General features: G+C 42.6%; 16 protein-coding genes and 2 pseudogenes. 7 read left to right on the top strand and 11 right to left on the bottom strand.

Annotated features, from left to right (window positions below; all coding sequences use genetic code 11):
* Positions 1-59 precede the first annotated feature (59 nt).
* The 4 genes and pseudogenes from QT998_RS16020 to QT998_RS16005 all read right to left on the bottom strand — a co-directional run bounded on the left by QT998_RS16020 (position 60) and on the right by QT998_RS16005 (position 8332).
* Positions 60-5513: an ATP-binding sensor histidine kinase gene (locus tag QT998_RS16020; RefSeq protein WP_333115268.1), complete on the bottom strand. Its 5454-nt coding sequence runs from the start codon at positions 5511-5513 to the stop codon at positions 60-62.
* Positions 5514-6078: 565 nt separating this feature from the next.
* Positions 6079-6826, bottom strand: a pseudogene (locus QT998_RS16015) (IS1 family transposase).
* A gap of 338 nt (positions 6827-7164) precedes the next feature.
* A complete protein-coding gene (locus QT998_RS16010; protein WP_333089915.1) occupies positions 7165-7392 on the bottom strand; it encodes a hypothetical protein in 228 nt (75 codons plus the stop codon).
* Entirely contained in the window at positions 7334-8332 is a 999-nt protein-coding gene (locus QT998_RS16005) for a hypothetical protein (RefSeq protein ID WP_333089914.1), read from the bottom strand. The genes QT998_RS16010 and QT998_RS16005 overlap by 59 nt, the downstream gene beginning before the upstream one ends.
* A gap of 361 nt (positions 8333-8693) precedes the next feature.
* On the opposite strand from QT998_RS16005, the gene QT998_RS16000 reads away from it, so the two are divergent.
* Entirely contained in the window at positions 8694-8975 is a 282-nt protein-coding gene (locus tag QT998_RS16000) for a helix-turn-helix domain-containing protein (protein WP_194012524.1), read from the top strand.
* A 56-nt stretch (positions 8976-9031) separates the two neighbouring features.
* A complete protein-coding gene (locus tag QT998_RS15995; protein ID WP_333218078.1) occupies positions 9032-9316 on the top strand; it encodes a helix-turn-helix transcriptional regulator in 285 nt (94 codons plus the stop codon).
* Between the two features lie 33 nt (positions 9317-9349).
* Here the strand turns inward: QT998_RS15995 and arfB are convergent, their stop codons facing one another.
* Positions 9350-9763: an alternative ribosome rescue aminoacyl-tRNA hydrolase ArfB gene (arfB, locus tag QT998_RS15990; protein WP_333089908.1), complete on the bottom strand. Its 414-nt coding sequence runs from the start codon at positions 9761-9763 to the stop codon at positions 9350-9352.
* A 262-nt stretch (positions 9764-10025) separates the two neighbouring features.
* On the opposite strand from arfB, the gene QT998_RS15985 reads away from it, so the two are divergent.
* Positions 10026-10988, top strand: coding sequence for an NAD-dependent epimerase/dehydratase family protein (locus tag QT998_RS15985; RefSeq protein WP_333115273.1), 963 nt, complete (start codon positions 10026-10028; stop codon positions 10986-10988).
* Between the two features lie 189 nt (positions 10989-11177).
* Here the strand turns inward: QT998_RS15985 and QT998_RS15980 are convergent, their stop codons facing one another.
* Together QT998_RS15980 and gnd are read right to left on the bottom strand one after the other, a co-directional pair.
* Positions 11178-11639, bottom strand: a complete 462-nt coding sequence (locus QT998_RS15980; protein WP_333115276.1) for a restriction endonuclease — start codon at positions 11637-11639, stop codon at positions 11178-11180.
* Between the two features lie 101 nt (positions 11640-11740).
* Entirely contained in the window at positions 11741-13195 is a 1455-nt protein-coding gene (gene gnd, locus QT998_RS15975; protein ID WP_333089903.1) for a decarboxylating NADP(+)-dependent phosphogluconate dehydrogenase, read from the bottom strand.
* A gap of 288 nt (positions 13196-13483) precedes the next feature.
* Here gnd and QT998_RS15970 point away from each other — a divergent pair, with 288 nt between their 5' ends.
* Positions 13484-13906, top strand: coding sequence for a hypothetical protein (locus tag QT998_RS15970; RefSeq protein ID WP_333089901.1), 423 nt, complete (start codon positions 13484-13486; stop codon positions 13904-13906).
* Positions 13907-14141: 235 nt separating this feature from the next.
* Here the strand turns inward: QT998_RS15970 and QT998_RS15965 are convergent.
* Positions 14142-14737 (bottom strand): annotated as a pseudogene (locus QT998_RS15965) (Uma2 family endonuclease).
* A 68-nt stretch (positions 14738-14805) separates the two neighbouring features.
* On the opposite strand from QT998_RS15965, the gene QT998_RS15960 reads away from it, so the two are divergent.
* A complete protein-coding gene (locus QT998_RS15960) occupies positions 14806-15006 on the top strand; it encodes a hypothetical protein (RefSeq protein ID WP_333115278.1) in 201 nt (66 codons plus the stop codon).
* Positions 15007-15008: 2 nt separating this feature from the next.
* On the opposite strand, the gene QT998_RS15955 is transcribed toward QT998_RS15960, so the two are convergent.
* On the bottom strand, positions 15009-16874 hold the full coding sequence (locus QT998_RS15955) for an ABC transporter ATP-binding protein (RefSeq protein ID WP_333115281.1): 1866 nt from the start codon (positions 16872-16874) through the stop codon (positions 15009-15011).
* A gap of 121 nt (positions 16875-16995) precedes the next feature.
* Entirely contained in the window at positions 16996-17766 is a 771-nt protein-coding gene (locus tag QT998_RS15950; protein WP_333115283.1) for a phospholipase D-like domain-containing protein, read from the bottom strand.
* 186 nt (positions 17767-17952) lie between these two features.
* On the opposite strand from QT998_RS15950, the gene QT998_RS15945 reads away from it, so the two are divergent.
* Together QT998_RS15945 and QT998_RS15940 are read left to right on the top strand one after the other, a co-directional pair.
* Positions 17953-18300 (top strand): helix-turn-helix transcriptional regulator, encoded by a 348-nt coding sequence (locus QT998_RS15945; protein WP_333115285.1) that lies wholly within the window; start codon positions 17953-17955, stop codon positions 18298-18300.
* Complete coding sequence (locus QT998_RS15940) at positions 18300-19388, top strand: PIN domain-containing protein (protein WP_333115288.1); 1089 nt, start codon at positions 18300-18302, stop codon at positions 19386-19388. Before QT998_RS15945 ends, QT998_RS15940 begins: the two co-directional genes overlap by 1 nt.
* Before the next feature lie 51 nt (positions 19389-19439).
* On the opposite strand, the gene QT998_RS15935 is transcribed toward QT998_RS15940, so the two are convergent.
* Positions 19440-21776 carry a glycoside hydrolase family 31 protein gene (locus QT998_RS15935; protein WP_333115291.1) on the bottom strand — a complete coding sequence of 779 codons (2337 nt, stop codon included), beginning with the start codon at positions 21774-21776 and terminating at the stop codon, positions 19440-19442.
* Between the last annotated feature and the right edge of the window lie 6 nt (positions 21777-21782).

Raw genomic sequence — 21782 nt, 5'->3', positions numbered from 1 at the left:
AAATTTAGGTAGGAGCGATCCAAAAATATTTACTACCTTCAGAATCAACCAAATAAAATCTACATTAGGGAGCTTGACTTTTGGCGATTTTGCTGATTCACGGGAATCTCAATTATGAACTCCGCACCTTGACCTGGTGTTGAAACGCAGTTCAGTTGTCCGCCATGTTTTTCAACCACAATTTGATAACTAATAGACAACCCCAAACCCGTTCCAGAACCAACGGGTTTGGTTGTGAAGAATGGATCAAATAGTTTAGTACGCACTTCTTCTGTTACGCCAGTTCCATTGTCAGCAATCCGTATTCTTATCCAATCGCAATCTATTACTTCAGTTACGATAAGAATGGTGCTAGAATTTTCCTTCATCTGTGTTTGCGAGCGATGGCGATCGCGCTGCTCTAACGCATCAATAGCATTAGCAATAACGTTCATAAATACTTGATTTAATTGCCCTGGGTAACACTCTACTAATGGCAGTTCACCATAGTTTTTAGTTACCTGAATTGCTGAATTATCTGCCTTTTTATTCAAACGGTTTCGCAAAATTAACAGCGTACTTTCAATACCCTCATGGATATCTACTGATTTGATATCTGCTTCATCTAAACGAGAAAAACTTCTGAGTGACAAAACGATTTCGCGAATACGGGTTGCTCCCAGTTGCATTGAAGAAAACAATTTAGGTAAATCTTCCAATAAGTATTCCAACTCAATTTCTTCAATATAATTTTGAATTTCTGGTTGAGGACTAGGATTGCTGTCTTGGTAGAGAGCAATTAAATGTAATAATTGTTCGCTATATTCGCTAGCGTGGCTTAAATTACCATAAATAAAGTTGACTGGATTGTTTATTTCGTGAGCAACACCAGCAACTAATTGTCCCAAACTAGACATTTTTTCAGTTTGGATAAGTTGTGCTTGAGCTTGCTTTAGGTCATCCAAAGCTTTTTGTAATTTAATTGCTTGATCTTTTGATTTATCATTTTTTTCGCTTAGTTCAAAGGTGCGTTCTTTCACCTTTTCTTCTAGCGTACGGCTGTATTCTTCTAAATTTTTATAAAGCAAAGCATTTTCTAAGGAAATAACTATTTGCGTCGAAAGGATTTTAACGATTTCTAAACGAGCAGGTGTAAATGCCCCAACAGTTAAATTATTCTCTAAATAAATTATTCCAATTAGTTTATTTTGATTGATAACTGGAGCACATAAAATGGATTTAACTTGAGCTTTAATGATATACGAGTCTTTGACAAATATTCCCTCTTTTGCGGCATTATTTAAAACAACATTTTCTTTTGTCCTAGCTACGTAATTTATTAAAGAAACTGGTAAATTTGGACTGTTTTCTATAGATATCGATGTCCACAAAGTTATTTGTTCTTGTTCTACAGTACCAGTTGCTTTGAGCGTTAAAATACCATTGGCTTCTAAAACAAGGCAGCTAGTTTGAGCGCCTGCATTTTCCATTAAAACTTTTAGCAATTTGTCCAAAAATTTATCAAGTACAATTTCGCCAGCAAGAGCTTGCGATGCTTTGATTATAGTTGCTAAGTCTAAAACATCGGCTTTAGTTCCGAAGCTTGAAGAACTTGTCGTAACAGTTAGTTCTCGACTAGAAGTTTCATTAGAGGTTAAAGATAGTAATTGCGGGTATTTTGATTCCAAATCTTTAATTTTTGCTATGGCTCCCCAACGAGCATAGCAATAGTATGACTCTAGTAAATATGTTTGAGCTATCTTTTCTCTTCCAAGACTACGATAAAATTCTGCTGCTTTTTCATTCGCTAGTGCTTCTTCGTGAATATAACCTTGCTCTTTGGCTCCTTGAATTGCTAGATCGTAATATTCCATTGCTGGCAGTATATGCCCTAAAATTTTAGCCTTTTCTGCGTCTACTAAATAATATTTGTGTTCGTAATTCATGGGAGCATATAACGACCATTTTTTTAATTTAATTTGGTTTGCTTCCACTTGTTTCAGGTTGATTTCTCTATCAATTTCTCCTACAATTGAACATTGTGCAAGTAGAATCATAGAATAGTAAAAATTTTGTTCGCTTGTATGTACTAACCCAGCCGAATAACCAGAATATTGCTCAGCTAGCTTTGCATAACTAACTGCTTCTGCGTAGTTTTGAAGTAAATATAAAAATATTGATTTGGAAAGATACGTAGAAAAAAGTAAAGCACCATTGTTTGATTCAGTAAAAATAGGTAGCATTACTTCTTCATCAAACAAATTACCGATTGCTCTACATTCATTTTCGGTTTTATTTAATAAATTCAAAACTAACTGTCGCCAAATTATAATAGAAAAGCTCAAGTAATTTTGTTTTAAATTAACTAATATGTTTGTGTAAATAGTTTGTTTGGCACACACTTCATTTAGATGCTCGCCTACAAAAAAAGGATAAACTGAAGTGTAAATAGCCGCGTAACCAGCATACTCTAAATCACCACTCTCTAAACCATATTGAACAGCTTCTTGTAAAGGTTCTATGGTTTCTCTAACATGGCTTACCCAATGTTTGATATGAACATAAAATAGTTCATACACTTTAGCTTTAACTTCTTTGGCATTCAATTGATCGACTAAATTTATTCCTAATTTACCGAACTGATATCCACGTTCAATGTTGTCTATTGAAGTACAAAGGAGTAAGCCATAAAAAGTATAAGCGAAAGTAGATAGTGATGAATTTCCATATTTAATGCAAATATTGACCATCGTAAACACGATCGGTACTAAAAGTGCTGGATTCATTACATAAGCAGGTGTTATCGCTTTAACTAATATTCGCATGGCTGCAAGTTTATCAGGGTCAGTCATTTCTGGTAAATTGCTTAAATTATCAATATCTAATTCTTCAGGCAATTTTTCAACTAAAGGTTCTCCTAACATTTCCAGCACTAACAACGATGTGTCAAGCGCTGCTTGCATCTGATTGAGAGAAATATAAAATTGGATTTTTATTTCATATACTTTGACTTTTTGTAAAAGCGAAGTAGCTTTTTTTAAAACAATATCACCAAGAGAACTTGAACTTTCAAAATTGTTATTTAAATATTCTACTTCTACTGTTTCTATATACAGAAAAAAAGTTAATTTATAATTACTATTCCAACTATCTTCTGCAAGTAATTCTAGCCCGAAATTTAAGTATTTCTGCGCGAGTTCATAAGCTGCTGCTGCCTTTGCTTTCCGCGCAGACAACAGATTTAACTCAGCTAGCTCTTGTTTAGTTTTTTCACTTGTAATTAACTCTATAGCCATATTTAAGTGATTGACAATATCAAAAACTTTCTCTTCTATTTCTGTCGTTTGAGTATTCTTTAGTAGTAGTTGACCGACTTTTAAATGAATTTCTTTTTTTTGCTCTGCTGGAATCAAAGAATAAGCGGCTTGTTGAACGCGATCGTGCAAAAATTTATACTCAATATTTAGAGATAAATTACTTTGTTTTTCTGACTCATCAACTAATGTTAATGATGTATTTAAATCATTAGCTAAAGGAATTTTATAAGCACCGCTTAAAGGAAAAATTAAATCTTCTTGAAGTGCTTGCCAAAGCTCTGTTGCTGTAGATGATAAAGATTTTTCATTGACTATTGCTAGATCGTTTAATGTAAATGTATTACCAATACAAGCTGCTACTTTTAAAACATTTTGCGTAAAACTAGGAAGTTCTTCAATTTTGTCAACCATTAATTCAACAACATTATCCGTAATTTGAACTTGTTTAATTTGCTGAATATCCCACGGCCAATTACCAGCATTCGGATCGAATGAGAGTAGGTTCTCTTGGTAGAATGTTTTAAGTATTTGAGTTACAAAAAAGGGATTGCCAGCCGTTTTATTAAAGACTATTTCTGCTAAAGGTAAGGCTTTTTCTAATTCGCAGTGAAGCGTGTCTGCAATTAATTCATTAACTTGAACAGTATTTAAAGGTTGTATATCGATCTGATTTACTTTAACTCCAGCTTTTTGAATTTCATTCAAAAGCAACGTCAATGAATGAGCTTCATTCACTTCGTTATCTCGGTAAGCTCCAATTAACAAAAAGTATTGACTATCTAATGACATCATTAGTAGCTGGAGTAATTTTAATGAGGCAGAATCAACCCACTGTAAATCGTCTATGAAAAGAACTAAAGGATGTTTTTTACTGGTAAAAACACCTAAAAACTTTTGAAAGACTAAATAAAATCGATTTTGTGATTCTCCAGATTCTAATTGAGGAATAGGGGGTTGCGACCCCATAATTAATTCGACTTCAGGAATGACTTCAATAATAACTCTGCCATTTGTACCCAAAGCTTTTAATAATTTTTCTTTCCAGATCTGAATTTTTTTTTCACTTTCAGTTAATAGCTGGCGAATCAAGGTCTGAAAAGCTTGAATTAGTGCAGCATAAGGAATACCGCGTTTAAATTGATCGCATTTTCCTGAAGTAAAATAACCCTTTCGCCGCACAATTTGTCGATCGATTTCATTAATCAAGGCTGTCTTGCCGATTCCTGAGGAACCGGAAACAAGTATCATCTCACTCTTACCTTGACTGGTTCTTTCAAAAGCAGCGTTTAGGGTAGCAATTTCTCCATCGCGACCGTAAAGCTTTTGGGGTATTTGAAATTTAGCAAAAACATCATGCTGACCGAGAATGAAATTTTCAATTCTTCCATTAGTTTGTAGTTGAGTTAAACACGCTTCCAAATCTGCCTTAATTCCATAAGCACTTTGATATCTATCCTCAACAGTTTTGGCTAATAATTTCATCACGATATCAGATACTACTTTCGGGATAGTTGGATCTAGTTCATGCGGTAAAGCGGGTATTTTGGCAATATGACTGTGAACGAGTTCCATCGCATCTGTAGTTTGAAATGGCAACTGTCTAGTCAGCATTTCATAAAATGTGACACCCAAAGAATAAAAGTCAGTACGATAATCAATCGCGCGATTCATCCTACCAGTTTGCTCTGGGGACATATAGGCCAAAGTTCCTTCTAATAGATCGGGATTGCTGGCTAGATATTTTTCTTGCATCAGAAGTGATGCAATTGAAAAGTCTGCGATCTTTATTTTTAATGTTCGCTGGTTAATAATGATATTATCGGGCTTGATATCTTTGTGTATAATATTTATTTTATGTACTTCTTCTAAAGCTTTAGTTGATCCAATTGCTATTTGCAAAAATACAGATAAATCTATAACTGTATCAGTATTTAAAAATTTTTTCAGTGAATTACCACCAAAATCTTCTAAAATTATAGCTATATAATTGTTAGATTTTTCTATGCTATAAGCTTTGACAATGCCTTCTGAATCTAAGTTTTTCAGCAATTCATACTGATGTTTAAATACATAAATGTCTTGACTGGAAGGATATGCCTTTTTTAGAATTTTAACAATAACAGGTTGAAGATCTCGAATTCTCCGCGCTCTATAAACCTGGGTCATTAAACTATCGTGAATTTTTTCTAAGTATTCATAACCTGCAATAATAAACATGGCTTTTTCCTAATTGTCAGCAGAAAGTTTATAATTCTTATAATTGTAATTGATTCATCTTAGTTTTGCATCAGTGATTTTACGGTTTCGATCCTGCAACTTAAATATAACTGAACGTGAGTTCGATGGAGTGCGATCGCTTGATTGACATAGTAGATGGGTGGAAGATGGCTTCATTGACGGGTTCTGCGAGAGTGGGGCGCTCGCTTCATTTGTGCTGGCATCAAATCTCAAATGTTGGAGAATTAATAATAAGTTAAAACTGTTAAAATGTAGTGGATTCGGGTTGAGAAATTTTAAAACTTTGAAATCCGATCTTTCCTTTTTTGGCATTTTCCTAAAGATATAGCACTTCTTCAATTGAATAATAGTTCTTAACGAGCCACTTTGCTCTCCAACACTCAGCCAGAAGAAGCTGGATTTTTCTGGCTTTGTACCATTCCTCTATCTGAGCTGGTGTCTAATACCAATTTCATTAAGTAGCGTTACATCTTACCCCCCCCAAGGCATCGGGGGGCTAGGACTTGATCTATAGCACATCTTTAAAAAAATAGGCGTTGCTGAATCAGGGTATGATACGGGCCCAAGTACGAGAGGGGAGCCGAAAATGATTTCTGGGATTTTGATGGGGAATTGGAACATCTCCAAATTTTAGATAATGAATTAGTAATTTAATTGAATAGCCTAGCATTTGTTCAGACTTAGAATAACAAAGAGTTTTTCTTTTTAAGCGAGCTATCCGGGTGTCTTAGTCTTGTATTTTTACCCTCAACTCTTGTCATATAGGTTTTGCTAATAATCTGATCTCCCTCTGGAATAAAATTTGGGTAAACTTTCCAGCCATCTGTCACATAAAAATAGCATTTCCATTTACTAACAACATCCCATAGTAGTTCAAAAGTTTTTGCGCTATGGTCGCCTAAAGTCCATCCTAAAATACCTGGCTTAAAGTGGTCTACTGGTTTCCAGATACAGGTCTTGTTTTTTTTTGAACAGACAAATGTTTGTAATTCATCTAATTCTCCCACTTATGGATTTATTTGTGGCTCATAAAAATCTAGCAAGAATTTTTCTGCTTGTTTTACCCAATTAATAATTGTAGTATGATGCACATTCTTGACTCTTTCAATTGCTCGAAAACCCATGCCATTAACATACATTTTTAAGCATTCACGTTTCACTTTTTCGGAGTAGCCTTTTTGAGCTTGATAATCTATAAATTGTCTCTTACATTTCACACAGATATAATTCTGTTTGCCTTTTTTATGAGCATTTTTATTAAAATTAGTTGAGTGACATTCAGGGCATTGCATAATATTGTATTTTAATGAGTGTTATTTTTTGGTATTCGCACGACCACTTCATCATATCCTAATTCAGCAACGCCGATTTCTGATCCTCACCCATCTTCTCAAACCCCAGAATAAATCGTTGACACCCGTCATCAGTCCACAAGGCCGGAATCTTAAATCTCGCCGCACAGTTGGGGTATTCCGATCGCACTTTTAACCAATCTCGATACTAATGCCGTAAGCGAAGCAGACCGAAGGTATCGCCCCCGTACATCCCCAAATCAACCCAACATCCTGTCAAATCCCGATCGCCCACTAGATCGGGGACACGGCACCGTGCCGCGCCCGAGATCCGTAGATTACTTGCGGCAACCTTCGGCGATCGCCATTAACACAGCTTTACGCACTTCAGGATGCGATTTCTCCAGCCCGTTAGCCCGAAAAATCCAGTGTCCGCCGCCCGCGTGCTCGATCGCAATCTTTTGTCCGTCAGGCAAAACAATTTGCCACCAATTCAACACAGTGGCTTTAATCAGTTGGCACTGAATCTGGCTTAATTGAGCCTCCATCAGCTTCAGTTGACGCATGATAGGATTTTGGGCTGAGGATTTCATTATTTTTCTCCTTAAATAAAGTGGACTGTTGCTCTGCTAAAATTTCAGTTCTCTGATTTTTCAACTTAATTTCACTTTCTGAACTTTTCGCCTTAATTTCACTTTCTGAACTTTTCGCATTAACTTCCCTTTTAGCACCTTTCGGCTCAATTTTACCTCCAAAACCTTTAGATTTAACTTTACCTTTAGCTCCAGTTGCAGACTGTTCCGCTGCGGGCTTCTTAAATTCCGCGTCCAACTGGTCTAAAATCTCCTCTTGTTCGGGAGTGTGTTCCGCCGGCTGCTCTAGGTTTCTGGGGTTATATTCGTCAACCAACCTTGCCAAAAATTCCGAAACTGACATTCCTGCGGCGGCCGCCTTTTTGGTTAAAAGGTCGTAGGTATCGGTTTTGATGCGAATTTGCTTGAGCCGGAGGTTGGGATTGTTGTCAACAGTTTCGGCAATAGTTACTGCCGTAATCCTTTCTTTGGGGATGACATCCACCACTTCTTGCCACTTTTCCTCTAAAGCACAGTCACCGTACTGGTCTGTAACTGCGTGTTTGAACAAAGGCACAACTTGAGCGACACAGCTTGGCAAAATCTCAAATCCGGCTTTGATTAAGCGCAGGCAAATGCCAGCAGATTTGATGATTTGTGTGCAGTAAAAATACTGTCTGCCTAATGCTTGTTCGCAGTAACTTTTAAAAGTTTTGAATTTGTGTTTGTACAATCGCAGTTTTCTGATCGCGTCCAGCATGATTCCTTGCCGCACGTAGTCTAGAAATCCCCTTTTAATTTCCCCTGTCAGGTAGTCTAAATCGTGAAAGGGAGATTGATTTTGGATTTCTTCTTCAAAGTCTAGCAGCGGGCCTGCAAAGTGAAAGTTGGAGGCGATATCGCCTAGGTAGAAGTTTTCGGTAGATGTGGTCACGATCGGGAATGGGTGGAGAAATGGAACGATAACACGGAAGTTGTGCGATCGCAAAGTGGAAGTTTTGGTCGGGTTCTTTGATACAATTTTGAGTTGGGTTGTGCTGTAGGTCGATCGACCTTACAGCAGGGCACCACATCCTCGGCGCTGAGGAAAAGAGGCTTGAGGTATGCGCCCAACCTCCAAAAATCAGCTTGGGTATGCAAGCACAATTGACAGACACTGCAAATAAGGCGGTTATTCAAACCTGCACGTTTTGAATGTTCGGCTCGCTCGGCCGCCTTTGTTTTGCCTACCAACATGAAGTTTACGTCTTATTAAACTCTTTGTCAAGACGTTGGCATCATGAATATTTCGTCCTATGATTGAAGAAGATTTACAAGAAAAGGAGAAGTCTCCATTGAGACGACTCAGAGAACAAGCTGGACTAACACGCCCTCAAGTCAAAGAAAAAATCGGAATTTCCGAGCGAAGACAAGCTGACTGGGAACTCGGCAAGGCTCTACCTAATGCTGAAAACATACTTGCGATGGCTAACCTGTACCAGGTTTCTCTAAAAACTATGTTTGAGCTTTTAGGATTAGACGTAACCGAAATTCCCGATGACTTACCAAGTCGCGAGCCCTCGCCGAACGACAACTAACAAGCACAGCTAAACCAAGATCTCGATCGTCGATTTGTCAACAACTTTGGCTGTGAATTTGCTATGATCTGCCCCAAAATAAACAAACTCAAGAGTCCAAAGATATACCAGCACTGCAAATCTGGCGGGAGGCTGTGGGTTTATCGCAATCGGCCTTAGCAAAGCAAATTCCCGACAAAACGGGCGCAAAAACCCTAAGTCAGCAAGCCATTAGCAAGTGGGAGCGAGGATTAGACGAACCCGAACTGACTATTGCTCAAATGAAAGCCCTTTGCAAAGCTCTGGGAAAAACGCTTAACGATTTACCCAACGATTTAGGCCCACAAAATCCTGACCAATAAAAAGTCAAAAAGCCCGATCGCCCGATTCGTCCATCAATCGGTAATTTTCCCTCTCAGAGCCTTAATCTGCCCCCGCTTGGTTTTGCTGTCGAGACGCTTGCGCTGGGAACTGCGAGTCGCTTTGCTGGGTTTGCGCCTTTTGGGGATGACGATCGCACTTTTAATCAGTTCTTGCAGCCGCCTCAAAGCCTCCTCCCGGTTTTGTTCCTGGCTGCGGTGTTCCTGCGCTTTGATGACAATCACACCTTCGGAGGTGATGCGCCCGTCGTTGATTTGCAACAAACGCTGCTTGTAGCGATCGGGCAATGAGGAAGCTGGGATATCAAAGCGCAAGTGAATAGCACTCGCCACCTTATTGACATTTTGCCCGCCCGCGCCTTGGGAGCGAATGGCGCTAATCTCGATTTCGCGATCGGCAATAAATACTGTGTTGGAAATTTCTAGCATGATTGGGCGGGCGATCGAGCAAGCTGTAGAGATAATTTGGGTAACTTAATCTTTAGAATAACCGCGACTGACACATCTAGACCACAGAAACCGGTTTTTTTACCCTGACTGCGGGTTACAACTAAATATTTTCTCCAAAAACCCGGTTTCTCATCCCTCCTGCATAAATCCTAATCACTACTTTTTCTACCAAGAGATAGTCGCTTTTGAGGTTGCAAAAATAGTAAGTATGTAGAAACAGAAAAAATAGGTGATCCAGCAGATGGCAGATATAAAGCTGAGCATTGTTATTACCAGCGCCGACTCCGAACTCGGAGAAGCAACAGTCCGGCAGTTTGTAGCGCAGGGACACAAAGTAACTGGATTGACACAGGAAAAAGACGGTGCAGCAGCCGTGCATTCAGCCGGCGGAGTTGCAGTAGAAACTGACCATTCCAGCGGTGTGGAACTCAGGGATGCGATTCTCGCCGCCAATCCAGATGTGGTTGTCAACCTCACCCCGCAAAAAGCAAATACCCTGCTCAGCGACGGACAAGATTGGAAAGGATTCGATAAAACGCTTTCTACAACAACTGGCGCACTGCTGACAGCGGTAAAAGACACAAATATTAAGTTGCTAATTCACACTAGCTACACTTTTTTGTACGGTAACACCAAGGAAGCAACAGAAAACACACCATTGAGCGTACCAGGAGATGACGCAATTTTCAAAATGGCGATCGCCACCGAAAATCAGGTGACAAACAGTCAGATTCCGACTTGTGTATTGCGGATGGGATACCTGTACGGGCCTGAATCGGAAGACCTCAAACTGTATATAAAATCGTTTAAAATGGGTCGTCCTTATTTTGCCGGGCCTGAGAGCAATCTGGGAAACTGGCTGCACTTTGAGGATGCGGCGGCGGCTTTGGTAAAGGTAGCCGACGAATCGGAACCAAAGGGTGCAATTTTTAACGTTGTCGATGGTGTGCCGGTGTCTTTTGCTGATTTTATCGATCGATTCGCCTTCACCCTGGGCAGAAAACGCCCCGCGCGGATCCCCATGTGGCTGACACCGCTAGCACTGGTGTTAGTTGTCACCCCTCAACAAGTCGATTTATTAAAGCTTTCTACTACTGTCAACAGCGACTCATTCCGCAAGCAGTTTGGGTGGAGTCCGCGCTATGCAAGCTACCGAGAGGGTTTGCAGCAAACGGTTGATACCTGGGGAGCGAGTGCTAGTTGAATTGTTTTGATTTGAGGCAATTAGTTCGCGATGCAGAACTTGTATAGAACCATTTGATATCTATTCTGCGTAAATCTCAGAAACCGGGTTGATCTCTATATTTCTCGTCACCCAACCCTCCCCGCGAGTTCGGGGAGGGAGTAAGAAATTCACAAATGATTTAGGATTGCTATATATAAATTAGTTACACTATTCAGATATCAGGATGAATTCGATTAGTTTTTTTCGATCCCATAAATCTACTTCGTTAGATTTAGCAATTTTTTGAGCGTTTTCTGTGAATCTATTGTTAGTGATTACTCTGCCTTTATTTCCTTTGTAGTGTCTGACGGCTCCTGCTACTTCTTGAACGGCTTTAATCCCAACTGAATTTTTGCTTCTTTTTGCTTGAACCACTGTTGTTGAGCCATCTTTGTATAAAATTAAATCAGCCCCATAATCTTGACTATCTTGAGTTAAATTAACAGTGTAGCCACAGTTTATAAAATGAACACGTAGAAATTCTTCAAACTCTTTTCCTGTCATTTCATCCACTTCCACAATACCACTTTCTAATAAACGTTTTCTTGACTTTTCTTCTTTAAGTGTGTCAAATACTGCTACTGCCATCTCACCGATAACAGCAGTGGCTTTTCCTATAAAAGGTTTCATAAAATTAGATTTATAATATTGCAAGTAGATTGTAGGGTGCGGAGCGGGCTGAATGTTTTCTCACTTTGCCGATCGCCTCGCCTGACGCACCCTACACCAAATTAGTCCGTAGTGCCGGTTTGCAGCGACTCTTCAGCAGCCTGCGTCCACTCAGAGTGGAAGAATTCACCGCGCGGTTTGTCGGTGCGCTCGTAGGTGTGAGCCCCAAAATAATCGCGCTGAGCTTGCGTCAGGTTTTGCGGTAATCTTTCGCGCCGGTAGCTGTCGAAGTAGTCCAGCGACGCGCTGAAGGCCGGTACTGCAATCCCCAGCAGGCTAGCGGTAGACAACACCTCGCGCCAAGCTGATTGGCGATCGAGAATAGTCTGTTTAAACTCCGGCGCTAACAGCAAATTCGGCAGCGCCGGATCGTCATTGAAAGCTGTTTTAATCTTGTCCAAAAATCCAGCCCGAATGATACAGCCGCCTTTCCAAATTCGGGAAATTTCGCTCAAACTCAAGTGATAATTGTACGACTTCGAGGCCGCGCTCAACAGCGCCATGCCTTGGGCGTAGGAACAAATCTTCGAGCAGTAAAGCGCATCTCGAACTTTGTTAACAAACTCCTTAGTATCGCCTTCGTACTTGGTGGTAGGCCCCGTCAGTACGTGGGAAGCATTGACGCGCTCTTCTTTGTAAGAAGACATAATTCTCGCATTCACCGCAGCGATAATTGTGGGAATGCTCACGCCCAATTCCAAAGCACTCATGACAGTCCAGCGGCCCGTGCCTTTTTGACCGGCCGCGTCCATAATTACCTCAACTAAGGGCTGCTTAGTTTCTGGGTCAATGTACTTGAAAATATTCGCGGTAATTTCAATCAAAAACGAGTTGAGTTCGTCGGTGGTATTCCATTCGGCAAATACTTCTTGCAACTGCTGACCGTTGAGTCCCGCCACGTTTTTGAGCAAATCGTAGGCTTCGGCAATGAGCTGCATATCCCCGTACTCAATGCCGTTGTGCACCATCTTCACGTAGTGACCGGCACCGCCGGGGCCGATGAATGTGACGCAGGGGCCGTCATCTACTTGAGCTGCTATTTTTGTGAGAATTGGCTCTAGGATGCCGTAAGCGGCGTGGGTGCCACCGGGCATCAGGCTAGCACCGTTGAGCGCGCCTTCTTCGCCGCCGCTGATGCCCATGCCGACAAATCCCAGTCCGGCTGCTTCTAAATCTTTGGTGCGGCGTTCGGTGTCGTCGTATAGCGAGTTTCCGCCGTCAATGATCATGTCGCCCGGTGACAGCATGGGTTTGAGCTGATCGATGACTGCATCTACGGCTTTCCCAGCTTGCACCATGACTAAGATGCGGCGCGGGGTTTCTAGGGCATCGACGAATTCTGTGAGAGTCTTGGCGGCTACAATGTTTTTGCCGGGGGCGCGTTTGGCCATGAATTCGTCGGTTTTAGCTGTTGTGCGGTTGTATACAGCTACCGAGAAGCCTCTGCTTTCGACGTTGAGGGCTAGGTTTTCGCCCATTACGGCTAGACCGATTAAACCAAAATTTTGCTTTGTCATGCTAATAACCCGCTAGTTTCGCTGGAGGTTTGATTTGAGATAGAGGAAAGCGAGGCGGGGTATACCGCTTTCCGGTGGACTAAAGTATTGGACAATAGACCGAGGAGGTTTAGGTTTATTTTTATATTGTAAGAATTGCTGTTTGGTAAATCAGTAGGGTTTTTTTAAGATTTAAGGGATATTAAAGACAAGGACTGGTGATGCTAAGGCCACTATTGTGCCGATCGCAGTAACGATAGATACAAACAAGCGCACATTTTGAGGAAAATTTAGGAGACTTTTGTAACTATGGAAGATTTGCAGTATCTGGCGGCCTGGGTGAAGGAGCAACACGCTCGCGAGTATATTTTAACTTGGCTGCTGAGTCAACAGGGGCTGTGGTGGTCTGATGGGGACATTTATCAGGCGGTTTTGCAAAAGTCGGGAAAGCTTTTGAAAGCGTATGTTCAAAAAAGGCAAGCTGGAGAGTTATTTGAGGGGATTTCTGAGAAGTTGGTGGGAGATGAGAATTGGGATGATTTGGTGGTGAGTTTGGGGCGAATTGTTGCTGTGTATCAAGAGGAATTGCTGAAGTTGCAAGAACGGGACAGGCGCGGGGATGGGGTAAAAAAAAAGTTGATTAGCGAACCGTTGACTGGTAATTCTTTGTCGGTTTTGGAGGTGCAGCAAGCTTTGCCAGATCCTTATGCTGATACGCTGACTGGGAGGTAATTGGCGATGGCTTACGCCCCGCTACGCTACGACTTTTCGGAGGCACAATAATCTCAGAAACCGGGTTTCTTTCTATATCTCTGGTACTCAACTGCAAATTGTTGCAGAAACCCGGTTTGTCGCTATTTTTCCTAATCTTAGAAACCTGGTTTCTGCCGATATCTCTGGTACTCAACTGCAAATTGTCGCAGAAACCCGGTTTGTCGCTACGCAGCGATTGAAGTGCGATCGAGATTCAAGGATTGAGAATAGGTGTAAGATCGAGAACAAATCCGGGAAGTACGTCTTCACCCGAAAGTTTTGGCGGTTGGTCAAAAGAGAAATTAATTACTTCTGCTACATCTTCGGACAACCGATAGATTTCTACTAAAGGCGTTTGCGGGTCAATTAGCCAACCTAAGCGACAGCCATTAGTTCGATAATACCGCATTTTAGCCCGCAATGTTTCTAGGGAATCACTTGCAGAACGCAATTCAATTACAAAGTCCGGGCACAGGGGAGGAAATTGGCGCTTATTTTCTGCGGATAATGCTTCCCAACGTTCTAGGAGTACCCAAGCAGCATCAGGGGAACGCTTCGCACCGTTAGGTAATTGAAAGACGGTGGAAGAGGCAAAGACTTTTCCCAATCGAATCTGACGATTCCACAAATTTAGGTCTGTAGTCAACTCGGAATTTCTGATGCCGCTTTCGCCGCCTGTTGGAGGCATAATAATTAGTTCTCCTTCTGGGGTTTGTTCTAATCGCCACTCTTCATTAGCGATGCACAATTGATAAATTGTTCGTCGGTTAAAGCGACGGCTGCAGGTAGGTTGAGAGTTATAGTTTCCATCGTTGATATTATTGCCAACTAGGTTGGTTTTATTATAACTCGCACTTTCTGACAAGTTTCTCAAAAAAGTGGCTAACCCCAGAAACTTGGTTTCTGCCGATATCTCTGGTACTCATCTGCAAATTGTCGCAGAAACCCGGTTTGTCGCTACGCAGCGATGGAAGTGCGATCGTATTTCTGTCGCTTGGTGGGGGCGGGTTTATGTAGATTGTCTGTTGGAGTTGGATATAGTTGGTGAAGCCGCCCCTACCGAAATTTTGTTTGTTTGACTCTAAATATAGCTGCTAGCTTGACGGGTGAACATTGAGCAGTAAATTCCGTTTGATGCTATCAATTCGTTGTGGGTTCCGATTTCGGCTATTTTACCATTTTCCATCACGGCGATACGATCGGCAATTTTGGCCAATCCCAATCTGTGGCTGATGACAATCGTTGTTTTTCCGACGGCGATTTGGCGGAAGATGCTGTAAATTTCGTGTTCTGTCTTGGGGTCGAGGGCGGCGGTTGGTTCGTCAAAAATTAGCACTTCGGCTGTAGAAAGCCGCATGAGGGCGCGGGCGATCGCAATTCTTTGCCACTGTCCCCCCGATAAGTCTATGCCGTCTTCTAATTGTTTCCCCAAGGGTGTTTCTAAACCTTTGTCTAAACTGTTGATTTTAGCTGCAATTCCTGATTCGGAAATTGCTTGATTAATTGCGGTGTCATCCGACAGGGAAAGCAAGTCGCCGAAACCGACGTTTTCGCGGACTGTGGAGGGGAAACGGGCGTAATCTTGCATGACTACTGCTATGCGCGATCGCACGTATGCTAGAGAGTACGATCGCAAATCTTGACCGTTCCAGGCGATCGTACCACTTGTCGGGTCGTACAGGCGGCCGAGGAGTTTGCCAAGAGTCGTTTTCCCCGCGCCATTTTCCCCAACAAGCACGAGCATTTCCCCCGGATTGATGGTTAAGTTGATATCTGTAATTGTGTTTTTAGTGCTACCGGGATAGCCAAAAGATAAATCCTTAATTTCGATGCCAATTTTATCTTTTCTCACCTCAACATCTTGGCTGCGAGCCGGCAAGTTTGGCAAGCGAGATGCTACATTTACCAGCGGAGACTGCAATTCTGGCTTCAGATCCAATAGTTGAAAAATCGGACTGACACCGAGGCCAATATCGTACAAATTAGTGTAACTATTAATCAATAATTCTAAACTGTTTTCTACTTGGACTATCAAGCCAGAATATAGCGCCAAATCCCCCAAAGTATAGCGCCCTCCCAAAGCTCCCATTACTACATAAACAAAAGGCAAAGCTACTCCTACTCTACTAAATATTGACCACAACAGTACAATAATTGATGCTTTTTTTCGGATGCCCTGCATCTCGCTAAAAAACTGCACGAACTGACTTTGCCAGCGTTTCAGCCAAAGTTCTTGCAACCCAAACAAACGCAATTCTTTAGCGTATTCTTCCCCAGTTAATACTCGGGATGACAAGTTCATTTCGCGACTAATTTTAGCTTGCTTTTTTTGAACTCTCCAGATGATTCTGGTATATTTTCTTTCGATGTAAATTGAGGGAAGTGATGAGATTAACATCAGCACGGGTACCCACCACGCTATAGCAGCAGCAAGGCTGACAGATGGAATAAAAATAAAAATTCCGGTGATTGTCATGCTGATGCTGAATGCTAGTTGTTGTATTCGGGATACTCCGGTTTTTGCGAGTTCTACAATATTTAAGAGTTCTGGGTTTTCAAACAGGGCGATATCGTCGAAATTGGCGACTTTTTCCAGGACTTTTCCTTCAACTGCGCCTTGAAGGCGATCGCGCAAAGATGTTACTGTAAAGGAACTCATTGTATCGATGGAATCGCTGACTAATTTGAGAGTTAAGACTCCGGCAATACTCCACAGCAATATTGGATGAGAAAGTATCAAAGCTAAGGGCTGTGCTGTTTTGGGTTGCGACAGCAAGCGAGAGACTTCATCAATGATTAATTTATCTAAAAATAGTACGCCAGATGGGGCTGTACCGCGAATGATATTGAGTAATATTAAATTGCGGAGTTCAATGGGTGCGGCTTTGATTATCAGGCCCAAGCTGCGCCGCAAAGCTTGGAATGTGGTAATTTGGATGGCTTGCATAATTCAATCACAATAATTTTATTTGTTCATCTCCTCATGCTGTATTATAACAGTAGTTGTTAAGTAATCTAGTTGCCTTACAATTAGGTCGGCAGGGATTCAAATCCCTGCCTCTCTTATTTCAAGCAGCATTATCGTCAATCAGCTCATTACCAATAGCTATCGTGTCGCCATAATTGCTCAATTCTGCCCAACGGGGTGAGAATAGGCGATTATGTAGTTCAATCACCTTGTCAAGATCAGTTATAACCTCTACGTGATCGTATCCCCGATATGCTTTACGCCATCCAGTTAGAGTGAGATTAGCGCCACCTGTGAAAGCTACCAAACCATCAATCACCAGCAGTTTTTGATGAGGTAGTTGTTGCCAGTTTGAACTGCGAACAATCCTAATTTCTAAATTCGGCGCTTCGTTTTTGTAGTTTTCCAGTTCAGGCAAAAGCCAATTTTCTTGGTTGGAAGGTATAGATACAATGCCACGCACCTTAACCTTCTGTGCTGCGTACTTCAAATAGCCCAGAATCTCCTTGCAAGTGCCAAAAGTTGTGAAATGGACAAAATTTTGGGCTTGGTTCAGTCCTTCCAATAATCCATTGATAGGCGAATAATCTGGCTTGTATTGCCGTAAACGACTTGCGATAGATCCAAGTCGCTCAATATGTTTCACATTGTCATTCAACTCAATATAAAGACCCCGCTCTTTGAAATGGGAGCGAAATTTCTCTATTTGGGCGTGACCATGAACAACATATTGAACACCACAAATTTGACACTGAATCTGTTGCTTCTTATTTTGAGGGATGACCTTGTGCAGGCCGTAGCATTTCTGGCAGTGAGCCTTTGCTGGCTTAAAATCCTGCAAACTTGATATGTCAAAGCTGGGATTACCCATAATTGGCTCCATTACATAGGGTGGTTACTTGTCTTCCCTTAGCTCGACACGATTTTGTGAGGTCGTGCCTCTAGGAGCAGGGATACTCCTATTTTGCCCAAAAAAATTTAGGCTGTCAAGGGGTTTGCCCAAATTCTTTTAGGCAAATTTGTGCTATACTCTGATCAGCGTGGAGAAAAACGACTTATGGAACGTACAAAGCCAGTCCCAAGGCTCGCTCAACTCCGTGAGCAGGCAGGGTTGACCCAGTTAGAAGTGTCACAACTGCTTGGAGTAACGGAAAACACAGTCGCCAACTGGGAGAAAGGACGAAGTGGAATAGAATGGATAGAAAGGATTGTCAAGGTCTGCAAGCTGTTTGACTGTAGCGCGGAAGACTTGATCGAGTATGTCGTAGAGACTCAACCCGCAGAGCCTAATGCAAAACGGCCTACATTAGAAGATTTGCGAAGGATGTTAAATACCCACAAACCCGCCCAAACAGCTAATCCTGAAACGAAGGGGGAGTTTGAAAAGCAAGAGGTATATGAATAATGCAGATTCAAGTCGATCCAAGCCTCATATTGGAGGCTTTGCTAAATCGTAGTCAATTTGTAGAAGATGCGGAAAATTGCTGGCAGATTCTTAAACTTCCTCATGTTCAGGGGTACATAACTGAGAGCGGTTTAAATGGAATTCACTCTTATTTAAGGGACCTGAATGGTGAACCAATTGCTGATGAAGTTGTTTTAAACATTAAAAAACTTCATATAAAAGTCTGCCCTGTTAACCCCGGTATTCAAGAGAAAGCAAGGTCATTACCTATCAGGCATTTTGAATCGGCAATGGAGGTAGCTTGTGCAATTGAGATGAATGTAAGTGCAATTGTCACCCAGAATCCTCAAAAGTTTGAGGGTTCGGGTTTGTCAATTCTCTCAGTGAGTGATTTATCAAAACGTTCCCAGCTAGAAGAAATATTATTGAATCGCAGTTTTTACCAGCAGGAAAAACCCGTACAGTTGTGTCTATTTCCAACCTGGGAGGTTGAGAGCATGAGCTACAGAATCCGAAATCCCATTGGGACTGTATTAAAAATTTTTAAATTATTAACAAAAGAATACTTGCCAGGTATAACTCTTGAGGAATTAAGTATACAAACTGAGCATTCAAAAGAAACTACCAAAAGTATTATTTTGGATTTTCAAAATTTTAATATGGTATCTTTTGAAGGGGATAGAGTAGTAGTTGAACCATATTTGTCAAATTTATCAGATAAGGAATTCACTGAATATTTAGCGGAGCGATTAAAAAACCATGCAGTTACTAAAGAGATATATAGGAAACTAGAGCATCACAAAACTATGACAAGATGGGGAGTGCAGAAATTAATAGCTGATATATATCCGAGTAAAAAGCCTGTAAGCACTAAAACCTCACAGGACTATACCAGTAGAATGCTCACATGGTTTTTATATACAGGATTGCTGGAAAAGCGGGGTAAGGATGGATTTGTTAAACCTCTTGGTGAGGGTAAACAGAAGGGGAAATTAATAGAAGAAGCAGAAGCAAAGCAGCTCGAACTTTTTACAGAATCCTATTTCAATATCCAGATAGATTTGCCGAAATCCCGCCCCGCCTTTTAACACCTACTGATTAGCAGTATTGTGATTAAAATGCGATCGCCACTTCATAAATTATCCAAATGTCAAACGCCGCACCGCACCATCATCCCTAAATTGCTGTTCGCCAACGCCAACAACTTCGACAGTAACTTCACGTTCAGAAATCGCAAATGCTCCCTCCCGCGCCGCAATTTCAACTATCACTTTTTCACCCTCAAAATACACCTGGTAATTAGTCGTAGCCCAGACACCTTGTTCCTGTTCAAAACTCTGTCCGTCGTCCTCATAAAGCGTCCATTCACCAGTTCCGGGCCAAATTCGCATTTTCAATGAATCAAGCTGTTGTTCGCTGACAAATTGCCTCACAGGTTCCATCGCAATTATCCCCCCGCCCCGCACGTAAAGCGGCATTTTCTCCAAAGGCGCATCGGCCAAAATGTGCGTCGGGCCCTGATAGCATTCGCCCGTCCACCAATCGTACCAAGTACCCTCCGGCAAATACACGGCGCGGTGCTCAACTCCAGGCCGGTAAACGGGTGCAGCCATCAGCGACGGGCCGAGCAATACTTGATCGTAAAGGTGATAAGTTGTGCGATCGCGCGGAAAGTGATAAAGTAACGGTCGCAAAATCGGCGTGCCCGTCGTTGCAGCTTCCCAAAACAAGGTGTAAATGTAGGGCAACAACTGATAGCGCAAATTGATATATTCGCGGCAAATCTTCTCAGTGTGATCGCCAAAAACCCACGGTTCGTGCTGCGCCGTACTCATGGCAGAATGACCGCGCATCAAGGGATACAGCATCCCCACCTGCATCCACCGCGCGAACATTTCGGCGGTTGCATTCCCCGCAAAACCGCCGATGTCGCAACCGACAAACGCTACGCCGGAAAGTCCCATATTGCAAAGCATCGGTAGCGACATTTCCAAGTGCTCCCACAGCGATTGATTGTCGCCCATCCACACGGAAGAGTAACGCTGTACGCCCGCAAATCCCGATCGCGTCAGCACAAAAGACCGCTCATTAGATCGCACTTTTTGCAACCCTTCCGCACAAGCTTTCGCCATCATCAACCCATACAAATTGTGCGTTTCAGCGTGAGTCGCGCGATCGTCATCCGGGCCCTGCGGCGCATCCAGCGGAAACCAAATGTGTTCGCCGCCGTCACCAAAAGGACGTTCTGCGATCGCAGGTTCGTTCATGTCGTTCCAAATCCCCGCAACCCCAATATCTGTAAGGGTTTTGTGCAACTCGCCCCACCACTGGCGCACCTCCGGCCGCAGGAAATCGGGAAACACCGATTTATCCGGCCAAACGTAGCCGTGGAAAAGCTTTCCGTCTGCGGTGCGGACGAAATAGTCGTTTTCTACACCGCTATCGAATATTTCATAATCTGCTTCCGGTTCGTACTTGACACCGGGATCGACAATCGTCACCACCTTAAAACCCGCTGCTTTCAAGTCTGCGATCAGTTTCGCGGGATCGGGGAAACGCTTCGGGCTCCAGGTGAAAACGCGGTAGCCGCGCATATAGTCGATGTCGAGGTGGATGACATCGCAGGGAATGCTGCGATCGCGAAATTCCTGCGCCAACTCCCGCACAACGTCCTCGGATTCGTAGCTCCAGCGGCACTGGTGGTATCCGAGCGCCCATTTTGGCGCGAGTGGCATCCGACCGGTTAACTGGGTGTAGGTGGCGAGAATTTGGGCGGGTTCCGGGCCGTAAATGATGTAGTAGTCGAGTTCCGGGCCTCTGGTTTCCATCCGCAAAACTCCCGGTTTTTCGGCGCCGATATCGAATTGACTCCAAAAAGTAGTGTTGAAAAAGATGCCGTAAGCGCGATCGGGATTCAGGGCGATGTAAAATGCGATCGCCTGGTACATTTCGTCGGTGAGGGAATTGTAGTCTAGCGCGTCGGTTGTCCAGTTTGTCTTGAGTTCGGAGAGTTTGTCGAGGAAGCCGGTGCGCTGGCCGAAACCGTAGAAGTGTTCGTCGGCTTCGATGCGCTTCCAGCCTGCGGTTGCACCCGCGCGCCATCCTAGGGCGCGATCGCAGTCGCTAGCAAAGGGTTTTCCCGATTTGTCGAAGCATTCGATTGCAGCGGGCGATCGCTTGACAGAAACTATTATTTGTGCTGTTTCTATTTCGATTTTTTCGTCGGTTTCTCGCACTTCAAAGGGTACAATTTCCCACTGTTCGTCGGGGAGAGTTACTGAGTGCGATCGTTCTTTAAATTCGCCCGTTGGGGACATTCGCACTCGGACTAAATTGGGGGCGAGGATGCTGATGTTTAGGGAAGTTTCGCCGCAGTTGAAGTGAATTGTGCGATTCGTTCGAGCGATCGATTGTACAGCGCCGATCGTTGACCAAGGCTGTTCTGTGGTTTGGAGTTTTCCGAAGTATTGCGGCATGGGTAG

Source organism: Microcoleus sp. S1D4 (genome assembly GCF_036700765.1).
Taxonomy (GTDB): Bacteria; Cyanobacteriota; Cyanobacteriia; order Cyanobacteriales; family Microcoleaceae; genus Microcoleus.
This window is presented reverse-complemented; position numbering and strand designations above follow the sequence as displayed.